This is a genomic window from Methanolobus tindarius DSM 2278, from assembly GCF_000504205.1.
GTDB classification, from domain to species: Archaea; Halobacteriota; Methanosarcinia; order Methanosarcinales; family Methanosarcinaceae; genus Methanolobus; species Methanolobus tindarius.
The window spans coordinates 1,176,525-1,188,807 of the sequence record NZ_AZAJ01000001.1; the positions used below are offsets into that span (position 1 = coordinate 1,176,525).

Below are 12,283 nucleotides of genomic sequence, written 5' to 3' on the forward strand. Positions count from 1 at the left end.
TTGCACCGGTCTGAAAAAACCGGTGCTTCAGCACCAAATAGAAAATCGAATACTTAGAGGAGAGGACATGAGGGGGATTTTGGTAAAAGGTAGTTTGTTTTTTGCAATTTTTATTCTGCTACTGGTTAGTGGAAACTTTGCAAATGCAACACCTGCAACACAGGCTGGAGAATACAGCTCAGACGACTTTGCCTATGAAAGCAGATGCAGACAATGCCATGCAATAATTTACGCTGACTGGGAAGGAACAATGCACTTTAACGCATATCTGGACCCATTCTACCTTGAAGAAGTCAAGATAGCAAGCGAAGATACAGATGGCGAGCTGGATGAGTTCTGCTCACGTTGCCACACACCCATAGGAGTCGTCAGCGGTGAAATTCCACCAATTGACGGTTCTGAAATGTCCGATATTGCCAGACTTGGTGTGCAGTGTGATTTCTGTCACGTGGTATCAGGAAGCAACGGAACAGGGAATGCTCCTTTCACAGTGAGTCCGGGAGATACGAAATGGGGTCCGTTCAATGATTCAAGAGATGCATATCATAAGTCTGAATACCTCGAGCTTTATACTCAATCAGAATACTGTGGGATGTGCCATCAGGTGATCAATCCTGTGAACGGACTTGTTATTGATGATACATATTCCACCTGGAAAGAAAGTCAGTATGCCGAAGAAAATGTGGTATGTCAGGACTGCCATATGACAGAAGGTATAACTGAGTTCAAGGCGAATCCCGGACGTGCCAGTTCAAGTGCCCCGAAAAGAGATCATATTTCATCACATGACATTGTAGGTGCCAATACCCTGATACCACCAATGTTCGGTGCTGAAAACGTAGCTGAAATGGCAGTTGAAAGACTGGAAAAAGCCACAACAATTGAATTAACAGCACCTGAAATTGCATCAGCGGGTGATGAAGTCACTATTGATGTAGCCATTACAAACTCAGGAGCCGGACATAAGATCCCTACCGGGGTATCTGAAATCAGGGAAATATGGCTTGAAGTCACAGCTACAGATGCGAACGGTGAGAGCATATATGATGCAGGTAGCCTTGATGCGGACGGAAATATTATCGATGCAAAGATGCTGTACAACAATGTCCTTGGAGACACTAACGGCGAAGAAACAAAGAGTTTCTGGCTTGCCGAAAGCATTCTTGAGGATAATAGAATAGCTCCAAAGGAAACTGTAACCGAACATCACTCGTTTGTTCTTCCGGAGAATGCTGTTTATCCTATTACAGTGGAAAGTACACTGAAATACAGGTCAGCCCCACAGGATATGATCGATCATCTTCTGGGTGAAGAAACAGAAGTTCCGGTTGTTGACATGAACGAAATGTCTGCAATAATTTATGACCCGTCAACACCTGCAAATGAAAGAACCCAGCCCGAACCAGAATCAGAAAGTACACCGGGATTCGGTGTAGTTACTGCTGCAATGGTTCTTGGATTTACGATGTACGTCTTAAAGAGAAAATAATGGAGGAATACAAAAATGCCACCAGAAGTAGATTTAGATAAATGTGAAGGAATAGGAGCCTGTGCACAGGCATGCCCAACAGATGTTATTGAAGTACAGGATGATGCGGATGGAAATCCAAAATCTGTCATCGCACGTCCTGACGACTGTGTGGAATGTGGAAACTGTGTTGATGCCTGCCCACAGGAAGCAATAACACTGGAATAAACAAATACGGAGTGCCACCATGTCAGAAGACAGAAGCATTCGCCTGCTGGGTATCTCAGGAAGCCCCAGGAAGAAGTCCACAGATTATATTGTAAATGAAGCTCTCAGATTTGCACAGGAAAAGTATGATGTTGAGATTGAATATTTCTCTGCCAGAGGCAAAGAGATGAAATTCTGCATCCACTGTGACTATTGTGTACGCAAGAAAGAAGGCTGTATTCACAAAGATGATCTTGTGGAACTCTACGATAAAATGCTCTGGGCAGACGCATGGATTATCGGCACTCCGGTATACCAGGGTACTTTAAGTGCCCAGACTAAAACTATTATGGACAGATGCCGCGCTGTTGTTGCACGCAATCCAAAGTCATTTATGAACAAAGTTGGCGCTGCTGCAGCCGTTGGCGGAGACCGGATGGGCGGACAGGAGCCAGCCATACAAAATATTCTCAATTTCTATGTCATCAGTGAAATGATACCCGTTGCAGGCGGATCATTCGGATCAAACCTTGGTGGAACTTTCTGGTCACAGGACAGAGGTGCTGAAGGTGCTGCAGAAGATTCAGAAGGCATCAGAAGCCTTCACAGGACAATGAACAAACTCATAAAAACGGCCATAGCAACAAAAGACCTGCGCAAGGAGGAGTAAATCTGGAATTTGAAGAACCTGTTACAGAGATTATAAAGCGGACTTACAACGTAAAAAGTTTCAGGTTCAAGAGACCGGATGACTTTGATTACAAAGCAGGACAATATGTGATTATCAAGCTGTTCAACGGAGAGAAAAAAATAGGTAAACCATTTACACTTTCCAGCAGTCCAACTGAAAAAGATCATATCGAATTTACAAAAAAGCTCACCGGGCATGAATTCTCAAACATGCTTGATGCTATGGTTCCGGGAGACGAAGCAATTATTAAAGGTCCATTTGGTAAACTGACATTTGAGGGTGAACATGATAAGATTGCACTTCTTAGTGGCGGAATTGGAATCACACCAATGATCAGTATCTGCAAATACTGCACTGATATGAAACTTGATACGGATATCATGCTGATATGCAGTGACAAAACCGAAGAGGACATGATATTCACAGAAGAACTTGGGGAAATGCAAAAGCAAAACCCAAACCTCAAGGTTTTCAATACCCTCACACGAGCCTCAGAAAACTGGACAGGATGCAGGGAGCGCATTTGTGAGAATCTTATACTAAGGGAATTACCGGATTATTCTGAAAGAACATTCTACGTATGCGGACCGCCTCCCATGGTTGACGCAATGGTGGAACTACTTCAGGCTATGAAAATACCCGACAGTGAGATCAACAAGGAATCACTGATAGGATACTAAAAAAGAACAGAAGGCACATATAATGAAAAGGATAGCATGGGGAATCACAGGTTCAGGCGACCTTATCAAAGAAACGTATGAAACAATGGTGGATATCAAAAACAAGACCGATCTTGAGATAATGGTTTTTCTTTCAAAGGAAGGAGAGACCGTTATGAAATGGTACCACATGTGGAATGATATACAGAGGGATTTCCCTAATTTCAAGACAGAAGGCGGACCAAATTCGCCATTTCTCGCAGGACCGCTTCAGGTTGGATACTATGACGCACTTATCATTGCTCCGATGACTTCCAACAGCGTTGCAAAGATCGTATGCGGAATAGGGGACACTCTTGTCACAAATGTCGTATCACAGACAGCAAAGGGCAGTACACCAATTTACATACTCCCGGTTGACAGGGAAATGGGAACTGTTACGACATATTCCCCGGAAGGACGTGAGATGGTACTCAAAATGCGTGAAGTAGACGTATCCAATACAAAGAAACTCGCCCAAATGGAAAACATAACTGTAATTAACAGCCCGGATGACATCTACGACATTGTTGGCGTGAGCAAGGATTAATAGAAAGTATAACCTTCGCGAAGATATATATCGGGAAGTTTCCCGATAATATCATTCATTTTTAAGATGGAACGATAAGTGGCATAGGCAGCCACGAAACTGTCAAGGGCATCTCCATCTTTGTTTTTGATTATTTTTTCTTTAACATCATCTGAGATGATTATACCGTTTTCAATTAACTTGCTTAGAATGTATTCCCTTTTATTCTCTTCCTTTTCTGTCCTTCCTTTATATCCAATATAGAGGTCTTCACTTTTCAGAGTTGAAGCCGGACATATCTCCATAAGCCAGGGTTTTCCGGATTCAGGTGTTTGCATGGGAATAGCACATGCTCTTTCTTCTGTAACAAGAGGACGCAGAACATCACGAATTCCAAAATAAGTCTGCTTGTATACCCAGAGATTGTAAATGCTGAATGGTGCTTTCACCTCAACATCAGTAAGGCGTTTCAGTTCAGTCTTACCACCCATATACTGCATCTTTTTACGGAAAGCATCCGCAGACTCATATTCGTCGGGAAAATCAGATACAAAAGAATACCAGTCTTTCCCGGACATTAGTTTATCGGGAAGACTAAAAGGGAAGTCCATCCCAAAAACAGCATTGTTATCTGACAATATCTGATCACGTAAAGCTGAAAGACATGCATCACGTTGCTTACTTTTATCAGAAACAATTTCAAAAATAGGATAGCAGCTCTGGATATGGAGTTTATCACCACTGGAGATGCCTTCACTTATCCATATCTTGCGACCTGCATCCTTTGCACCACTGAAATCAACACCGAATATACGGCGCTTTTTTCCAGTGGCGGCAAAGTCCATGAATATTACCTTAGGTCAGTTTAACTCAATTGTCGCGCTCACCTTTGATGAAAGCATCCGTCATCGCATGTGCCTCATCATCTGTGAACTGCTTTGGCGGATGCTTCATGAAGTATGAAGATGGTGAGTAAAGAATTCCGCCAATGCCCCTGTCAAGCGCAAGTTTACAGCACCGGACCGCATCAATGACAACTCCGGCAGAGTTAGGGGAATCTTCAACTGAAAGGCGAAGCTCGATATTCATCGGAACATCACCAAAGAGCTTACCTTCCATCCTCAGGAAGCATAACTTGTTATCGTTCTGCCATGGAACATAGTCGCTTGGACCTACATGGATATTGTCATCATCCATCCTCTGGCCGACAACTGACTGAACGGCTTCGGTCTTAGACTCTTTCTTGGAAGCAAGTCTGTTCCTGTTGAGCATATTAAGGAAATCGGTGTTACCACCAGTGTTGAGCTGGTAAGTTCTTTCCAGTTTTACACCACGTTTGTGGAAAAGGTCTGCAAGCATCCTGTGGGTGATTGTTGCACCAAGTTGTGCCTTTATGTCGTCACCAATAATAGGAATGCCCTTTTCCTCAAACTTTGCAGCCCACTCCGGATTGCTTACTATGAAAACAGGCATGTTGTTGATAAATGCAACTCCTGCCTCAAGAGCGCATTCTGCATAAAAGCGAGTTGCATTCTCAGAACCAACAGGCATGTAGTTCAGCAGTATCTCTGCTCCGCAATCCTGTAGCTCTTTTACTACCTGCTCTTTTGTTAATTCCTGTTCATCAGAAGGAATGAAGCGCCTGTTATCGCTATAGTCAACCATGTGTTCTGAAACACCATCAAGAATTGAACCCATTTTTACAATGGCGCCTGTAGGTGGAATTTCCGGACAGAAAACCGCTGTACAGTTAGGTGGTGCAAAAATTGCTTCTGAGACATCTTTACCAACTTTTCTCTTGTCTATATCAAAAGCAGCTACCACTTCAATATCTGATGGCTTATATCCTCCGATATCCCAGTGCATTAAACCTATTGCATCGTCCTCATTCTTGTTTTTGTAGTATTCAATACCCTGAATAAGGGAACTTGCACAATTGCCAATACCCGCAATTGCGATTTTTATTTTGTCCATTCATCTACCTCTATGAAAGTGATTTTGTTCAAAATGAATAACAGATGAAATATAACCAAATTAATGTATTGATACAAATAAAAAGTTTTCTAAACATGGGATGGTCGCCCATATCACATAAAACATAGCTAAATTCACCATTGCAATGAATAAAGCTCGAAAGATATATTAAGCCAGAATCAGATAATAATTGATACAGTGGGTTTTATTTTTGTTCAGACAGAGAACGGCAAACTTGTATTTTGCGAATAAGTTCCTAAAGGAGATTCTAAAATGAAAGATATACTACAGGAAATTGCAGAGGAGCTTGACCACCTTAAGTCACTTGACGAGGCAATTGCTCTTGCAATAGAACTTGAGGAAGAGGGAATGGCATATTACAGTGAAAAGGCATCGGTAATGAAGAACGCAACTGCCAGCAAATTGTATGTGTTCCTTGCAGACGAAGAAAAAAAGCATGCAGGATATCTCCAGAAGTACAGGGAAAGCAAGAATATCCCTGAAGTAGAGTTCACATATCCTAAGTTTGAAGCATCCTTCAGCGAAGAATTCTCAGATGAAAAGCTTGAAGAAATAGGAATATTGCTTGCTGCCCTAAGATTTGAGCATAAGAGTGAATATTTCTATATGGAGCTTGCCAAAAGGGCAGAAAGCGAAGAACAAAAGGTATTCTTTGAACAGGTTGCCGCAGCTGAAAGAGGTCACTACATGATAATTGATGAGCTGCTTGATGATGCAACCCAGTTCAGGATGCAGACTTAAAGTAAAGAGGCATAATTATGGACGATTACAAGCCACTTGAAATTGCAAAAGGAATCTACTGGGTAGGTGTGGTTGACTGGAATCTGCGTGACTTCCACGGATATGAAACACCGAAGGGAGGAAGTTATAATTCATACCTCGTAATCGATGAGAAAATTGCACTCATTGACACGGTAAAAGCTCCGTTTGCCGGAGAGATGATCAAGCGCATCAGTCAGATAATCGATCCTTCTAAGATAGATTACATTATATCAAACCACGTTGAGATGGACCACTCCAGTTCCATTTCCAGGGTTTTGGAACTTGCACCGAATGCAAAAGTATTTGCATCATCAAAAGGCCAGACCGGTCTTTCAGAGTATTATAAAGAAGAAGGCTTTGATAACTGGGATCTGAATGTTGTTAAAACAGGTGATGAGTTAAGCCTTGGTGAAAGGACATTGATGTTCATTGAAGCAACAATGCTCCACTGGCCTGACAGCATGCAGACCTATGTGAAAGAAGACAAACTCCTATTCTCAAACGATGCATTCGGTCAGCACATCGCTACATCCAAACGCTTTGATGATGAAGTTGATGACGTAATGGAAGATGCCGGCATCTACTACGCTAATATCCTTTTGCCTTTTGGAGGACAGGTTCTCAAATATATTGAGAAGCTCAAAGGACTGGAAGTACACCCAGAAATGATAGCTCCTGCACATGGAATAATCTGGAGAGATAATGTTTCAAAGGTGATGACACAATACCTGAAATGGGCACATGGTGAAACTGTTCCAAAAGTCCTTGTTATTTATGACACCATGTGGGGCAGCACTGAAAAGATGGCAATGGAAATTGTAGAAGGCGCAAGATCTGCAGGTGTTGAAGTGCGCCTGAGGCACCTGAGAAAGAATGACTGGAGCATGACAATGAAGGAACTCATGGATGCGCCGGTGGTTGCCATAGGTTCACCTACTATGAATAATGGAATGTTTTTCACCAATGCCGGATTTTTGACATACCTTACAGGACTGCATCCTAAAGGAAAGAAGTACTTCCTGTTCGGCTCATACGGGTGGGGAGGCGGTGCAGTCAAAGGAATGGAAAAGATGATGGAAAGTGCAAAGTTTGAGCTTGCCATGGAAAGTATGCAAATTAAGTTCAGACCTTACGAAGAAGATAAGAAAGCTTGCAGAGAAATCGGATATAAGCTTGCCGAAATTGCAAAAGACAATGCAAACTCTTAAATTAATGGAGATGAATGTTTATTCCAACATATGAGAGTGTTACTATGAAATTCGAAAATGATCTAGAAGCAGAATTTTATGAAAGGTCCAAGAAAAACGCAGAAACAACAGGATACAAGCTCAACACCGACTGGGATGTAATCACAACTGCTGTAAAAGGCATTTCCAACAACAAGAAAGAGTTTGGTGAATGGTACTGCTTCTGCCAGAAGAGAACCGGAGATAAGGAGCAGGATAAGAAGATCATCTGCCCATGCGCTGCAAGAACAAGGGATGTTGAAACCCGTGGTTCATGTAAGTGCGGACTTTACATTAAATAAATTTCAAATATTTATTTAACATAACTGGAGCAACTTTGCTCCAGGAAATTATTTTCATTGTTTTATTTTGTTTCTTTTTAGTCATTGTTGCTTAGTGGGAACTATATTGACTTGACAATAAATACTTAAATTATTGAACAAGATACTTATTCAGCAATTCATTACGGGATTGGAAACTATAATAGGAGGGGTTGTTATCAATAATGATACAAATTTTGGAAAAGCTGCTTACAGCAGTTATGACAGAAAAGAAGACAAACTGGGTGAGATGAAAAAAAAGGAGAACACTGATCTGGAGTGTGCCCTGAAGCAAAAAGACATTCTTGAGATAATGGAGCTTCGTGTTAAAGCACTTGAAATGCTTCTTGATAATTCAGGAATAATAGCATTCATACGCAAGGAAAATGGGAAAGTGGAATTTATATCTTCATCAATTGAGGAATTCGGGTACAAAACAGAAGATTTTACATCGGGAAAAGTGAACTTCAAGGAACTTATTCATCCTGATGACCTTGACAGAGTAGTTCTGGAACTTAAAGAAAATGCACTTGAAGGTGCTGCCGGACTATCACAGAAATACAGAGCAAAGACTAAAAAGGAACATGTCAAAACCGTTGAGGATAAATCCACATTCGTACGTGATGAAAGTGGAAGTATAGCCTACATAATAGGAATAATAACTGACATTACCGGGAATTGACATTCCGGAATCTGGCGGTGACACCATACCCCATGTTTACACCATCAGTGAAACTTTTTATGACATCCTCTTTAAGGAAGGAAACATAATAGCTTCCTGTCCCGGCGGAGCTATGCTAAATAGCTCCATCACCCTGGGTAGACTGAAGATTCCTGTATCATTCATAAGCGAGTTTGGACAGGACAAAGTAGGCAGTTTAATTAAAGAATTTCTCAGTGAAAATGGAGTTGCAACCAAGCATCTTTTTCTTTATAATGGCAAGTCGCCTCTTTCTCTTGCATTTCTAAATGACCGCAACGATGCAAAATATGAATTCTATGAAGATTTTCCAAAAAAACGACTTGATATTGAAATGCCACAATTTGAACCGGATGACATACTCATATTTGGTTCAATTATGGCTTTAAAATCTGAAATCAGAAAAGAACTTAAAAATATTATCATTACTGCAAAAAGTAATGGCACAACCTTGTTTTATGATCCTAATTTCAGGGATTCGCTCTCTTCTTCACTTGCTGATATCAGGCCACTAATCTCTGAGAACATAAAATTTGCAGATATAGTAAGAGCTTCCAATGAGGATATGAAAAAAATAGGAGATTGCAATAATCCTGACGAAGCTTATGATTTTGTTTGTGAAAGAGGATGTGACATTCTTATTTACACCGAAAATTCCCATGGTGTTTACCTGAAAACTCCTTCTTATTCTAAACACTACACTGCCCCTGAAATTGAAACTGTAAGCACTGTTGGGGCAGGAGATACTTTCAACGCAGGTATCGCATATATGCTGCACAAAAGGAAAGTTACAGACCTCTATGCTATTTCTGAAACTGAGTGGGATGAGATTATAGAAACTGCAATTGAATTTGCATCTCACGTTTGCATGAGTGCTGACAACTATATAACACCTGAATTTGCAGACAGGCTAAAAAAGATATACTAACAGAGCTGAATATATTTACTGATTATAATTTGTTATTTATGTGACTTAAGGGGAGAAAAACAAGTGGGACAGGAAAATGGAAATCCTGATGAATTATTCACTGAAATGAAAAGTTCTGGAAATGGACTTTCTGAGCAGGAGGCACAGGAAAGACTGGTAAGTTCCGGAAAGAACGAACTTACTGAAAAGAAGAAAACAACGGCACTTAAAGTCTTTGCAGGACAGTTCGTTAACCTGATAGTCTGGGTGCTTGCTGCTGCGGCCATAATTTCCCTCGCAATTGGTGAAACCATTGACTTCGCAGTTATTATGTTCACTATTGCCGTTGTCATCATACTGGGATTTGTTCAGGAGTACAGGGCTGAAAAAGCTATGGAAGCCCTGAAAAGCATAGTGCAGCCTGAAACCACAGTGCTTAGAGATAAACGCCTTAGAAAAATACTCACAGTCAATGTTGTTCCCGGAGACATTCTTGTCCTTGAAACGGGAGATAAAGTTCCTGCAGATGCTTTTATCTTTGAAGCGGTTGCCCTGAAAATAGATGAATCTTCCCTGACAGGAGAAAGCGTTCCTGTTGGTAAAAATGAAAAAGAGGACATTTTTGCCGGAACTCAAATAGTACATGGAAAATGTAAGGCTCTTGTAACTTCAACCGGTATGAACACCAAGATAGGGAAAATTGCAAAATTAATCCAGACCGGGGACGAAGTAACACCGCTTCAGGCTAAGATTACAAAACTCTCCCTGACACTTGCATTCCTCGCTGTTCTTGCTTCTGCAATTACATTTGCAATTGGAATTTACATTGGAGCACCGTTTGCCGATATGCTCCTTATATCACTTGCATTGGCTGTGGCTGCTGTGCCGGAAGGACTGCCGCTCACGCTAACAATAACCCTTGCATACGGAATGAAAAAAATGGCTGGACACAATGCCATAATCCGAAAAATGCTTGCTGTGGAGACACTTGGTTCAACCACAATAATATGTACTGACAAAACCGGCACACTCACCCGTAATGAGATGACAGTGGAAAAACTGTTTGTCAGCGAGACTGAGGTTGATATCACCGGTTCAGGGTACATTCCTAAAGGAGATTTCCTGAAACGTGGAAACAGGGTTGATGTAACTAACGACAGAACTACACTTGAGCTTCTCAGGGGAATTACCCTTTGTAACAACTCTGCCATTGAAAAGAAAGGGGATAAATGGGAAGTTGTCGGCGACCCCACTGAAATTGCCCTTACTGTGGCTGCTGCAAAAGCTGATCTGTGGAAAGATGAACTGGATAAAGATTATGAGATGAAAGAGGAGATAGTGTTCACCTCTGAAAGAAAGATAATGACAACTATCCACAAGACGGAAAGTGGGTTTATATCTTTTACAAAAGGTGCTCCTGAATTTGTTCTCCCTCAATGTAGTGCTATTGAGAAGAACGGAGAAAGCATTCCACTTACCGAAAAGGACAGGGAACTCATACTGGAAAAGAATCTGGAATTTGCAAGTTCGGCATATAGAGTACTGGCTGTTGCCTGCAAGGAAGATACTGCCGGTGATGACACCGATGAGTTTGAAAAGGACATGATATTCCTCGGTCTTGTGGCAATGATAGACCCTCCCAGAACCGAGGCAAAAGAAGCCGTTGCAATGTGTCGGAAAGCCGGTATTAAGGTAATAATGATAACCGGAGACAACCAGGAGACTGCAAAGGCTATTGGAAGGAACATTGGCCTCTTTGATGGTAAAGATGGTTGCGGGGTTTATGAAGATGATAAACTTCGTCGTATAGCAGAGGACTGTGCGGTTACAGGTGATGAACTTGAAGAACTCAACGATGAAGAATTTGACATTATTGTTGAGAACATAAACGTTTACGCCAGGACAATGCCGGAACAGAAACTCAGGATCGTAAATGCCCTTCAGAAAAAGGGACATATCGTTGCCATGACAGGAGATGGTGTGAACGATGCACCGGCCCTTAAAAAAGCAGATATTGGCATTGCAATGGGAATTAAAGGAACTGATGTTGCGAAAGAATCCAGTGTCATGATACTTCAGGATGATAATTTTGCATCCATTGTGGAAGCTGTCCGCGGCGGCAGGACCATTTACAATAACATTGAGAAATTCATAACCTATCTAATCTCAAGGAATTTCATGCTCATTATACTGATTATGGCAGGAATAACTTTCCTTGGATTTGATCTTATACCGCTGCTTGCATTGCAGATACTTTTCATCAACATGTTCAATGAGATAATGCCTGCCGTATCCCTGGGACTTGATCCGGCAACCCCCGGAATAATGACGATGCCTCCAAGAGATCCTAATGATAATTTCCTTAAGAAACGTAATCTGTTCCTTGTGGTTACACTTGCATTTGTAATGGGAATTGCATCTTATCTTGTGTTTAAAATGAGTGATCCGGTAGCTGATACGACCATGGCAAGGACACTGACATTTGCTACAGTTGTGAGTATGATACTGTTCATACCACTGGCATTCAGGTCACTTGATAAATCAGTATTCAGCATAGGAGTCTTCAGTAACCGCTTAATGATAGCCGGGGTTACGGCTACATTCTTTGCAACAATGTCGGTCATGTATATCCCAAAGCTGAATGTTGCATTCGGGTTGATTCCTCTAGCACCAACTGAATGGATAATGCCAGTGGCTGTGGCATTTGTGACATTCCTCTTTGCAGAGGGACTGAAACTGGTGACTGCAGCAGTAGGTGAAAAGTAGGTAATCGTTTGAAT

Annotated in this window: 13 protein-coding genes; 11 read left to right on the forward strand and 2 right to left on the reverse strand. The window is 41.5% G+C overall.

The window, feature by feature from the left end; translation table 11 throughout:
* Nucleotides 1–67 precede the first annotated feature (67 nt).
* Genes METTI_RS05735 through afpA form a run of 5 tightly spaced genes read left to right on the forward strand, consistent with a single transcriptional unit; the run spans nt 68 to nt 3,614 of the window.
* Nucleotides 68–1,489: a multiheme c-type cytochrome gene (locus METTI_RS05735; protein WP_023844878.1), complete on the forward strand. Its 1,422-nt coding sequence runs from the start codon at nt 68–70 to the stop codon at nt 1,487–1,489.
* Between the two features lie 15 nt (nt 1,490–1,504).
* Complete coding sequence (locus METTI_RS05740; protein ID WP_023844879.1) at nt 1,505–1,696, forward strand: 4Fe-4S dicluster domain-containing protein; 192 nt, start codon at nt 1,505–1,507, stop codon at nt 1,694–1,696.
* Between the two features lie 19 nt (nt 1,697–1,715).
* The gene (locus METTI_RS05745) at nt 1,716–2,345 is read left to right on the forward strand and encodes a flavodoxin family protein (protein WP_023844880.1); all 630 of its coding nucleotides are present in this window, start codon (nt 1,716–1,718) and stop codon (nt 2,343–2,345) included.
* 32 nt (nt 2,346–2,377) lie between these two features.
* Nucleotides 2,378–3,046 (forward strand): ferredoxin--NADP reductase, encoded by a 669-nt coding sequence (locus tag METTI_RS05750; protein WP_342665136.1) that lies wholly within the window; start codon nt 2,378–2,380, stop codon nt 3,044–3,046.
* Between the two features lie 22 nt (nt 3,047–3,068).
* A complete protein-coding gene (gene afpA / locus METTI_RS05755) occupies nt 3,069–3,614 on the forward strand; it encodes an archaeoflavoprotein AfpA (protein ID WP_023844882.1) in 546 nt (181 codons plus the stop codon).
* Here afpA and METTI_RS05760 read toward each other — a convergent pair.
* Together METTI_RS05760 and METTI_RS05765 are read right to left on the reverse strand one after the other, a co-directional pair.
* Nucleotides 3,611–4,438 (reverse strand): hypothetical protein, encoded by an 828-nt coding sequence (locus METTI_RS05760; protein ID WP_023844883.1) that lies wholly within the window; start codon nt 4,436–4,438, stop codon nt 3,611–3,613. The genes afpA and METTI_RS05760 overlap by 4 nt on opposite strands.
* 25 nt (nt 4,439–4,463) lie before the next feature.
* Nucleotides 4,464–5,567: an inositol-3-phosphate synthase gene (locus METTI_RS05765; RefSeq protein WP_023844884.1), complete on the reverse strand. Its 1,104-nt coding sequence runs from the start codon at nt 5,565–5,567 to the stop codon at nt 4,464–4,466.
* Between the two features lie 273 nt (nt 5,568–5,840).
* On the opposite strand from METTI_RS05765, the gene METTI_RS05770 reads away from it, so the two are divergent.
* From METTI_RS05770 to METTI_RS05795, 6 genes are all read left to right on the forward strand, one after another.
* Nucleotides 5,841–6,329 carry a ferritin family protein gene (locus METTI_RS05770; protein WP_023844885.1) on the forward strand — a complete coding sequence of 163 codons (489 nt, stop codon included), beginning with the start codon at nt 5,841–5,843 and terminating at the stop codon, nt 6,327–6,329.
* 17 nt (nt 6,330–6,346) lie between these two features.
* Nucleotides 6,347–7,558 (forward strand): FprA family A-type flavoprotein, encoded by a 1,212-nt coding sequence (locus METTI_RS05775; RefSeq protein WP_023844886.1) that lies wholly within the window; start codon nt 6,347–6,349, stop codon nt 7,556–7,558.
* A gap of 44 nt (nt 7,559–7,602) precedes the next feature.
* The gene (locus METTI_RS05780; RefSeq protein ID WP_048135859.1) at nt 7,603–7,878 is read left to right on the forward strand and encodes a ferredoxin-thioredoxin reductase catalytic domain-containing protein; all 276 of its coding nucleotides are present in this window, start codon (nt 7,603–7,605) and stop codon (nt 7,876–7,878) included.
* A 133-nt stretch (nt 7,879–8,011) separates the two neighbouring features.
* Nucleotides 8,012–8,578, forward strand: coding sequence for a PAS domain-containing protein (locus tag METTI_RS05785; protein WP_048135199.1), 567 nt, complete (start codon nt 8,012–8,014; stop codon nt 8,576–8,578).
* An 88-nt stretch (nt 8,579–8,666) separates the two neighbouring features.
* The gene (locus METTI_RS05790; protein ID WP_281170054.1) at nt 8,667–9,524 is read left to right on the forward strand and encodes a PfkB family carbohydrate kinase; all 858 of its coding nucleotides are present in this window, start codon (nt 8,667–8,669) and stop codon (nt 9,522–9,524) included.
* A gap of 63 nt (nt 9,525–9,587) precedes the next feature.
* The gene (locus METTI_RS05795) at nt 9,588–12,269 is read left to right on the forward strand and encodes a cation-translocating P-type ATPase (RefSeq protein WP_023844889.1); all 2,682 of its coding nucleotides are present in this window, start codon (nt 9,588–9,590) and stop codon (nt 12,267–12,269) included.
* The last annotated feature ends 14 nt before the right edge of the window (nt 12,270–12,283 follow it).

Coding starts and splice junctions, on each gene's coding strand:
- METTI_RS05735 (WP_023844878.1), top strand. CDS start 68: ATGAGGGGGATTTTGGTAAAAGGTAGTTTGTTTTTTGCAATTTTTATT.
- METTI_RS05740 (WP_023844879.1), top strand. CDS start 1,505: ATGCCACCAGAAGTAGATTTAGATAAATGTGAAGGAATAGGAGCCTGT.
- METTI_RS05745 (WP_023844880.1), top strand. CDS start 1,716: ATGTCAGAAGACAGAAGCATTCGCCTGCTGGGTATCTCAGGAAGCCCC.
- afpA (WP_023844882.1), top strand. CDS start 3,069: ATGAAAAGGATAGCATGGGGAATCACAGGTTCAGGCGACCTTATCAAA.
- METTI_RS05760 (WP_023844883.1), bottom strand. CDS start 4,438: ATGGACTTTGCCGCCACTGGAAAAAAGCGCCGTATATTCGGTGTTGAT.
- METTI_RS05765 (WP_023844884.1), bottom strand. CDS start 5,567: ATGGACAAAATAAAAATCGCAATTGCGGGTATTGGCAATTGTGCAAGT.
- METTI_RS05770 (WP_023844885.1), top strand. CDS start 5,841: ATGAAAGATATACTACAGGAAATTGCAGAGGAGCTTGACCACCTTAAG.
- METTI_RS05775 (WP_023844886.1), top strand. CDS start 6,347: ATGGACGATTACAAGCCACTTGAAATTGCAAAAGGAATCTACTGGGTA.
- METTI_RS05780 (WP_048135859.1), top strand. CDS start 7,603: ATGAAATTCGAAAATGATCTAGAAGCAGAATTTTATGAAAGGTCCAAG.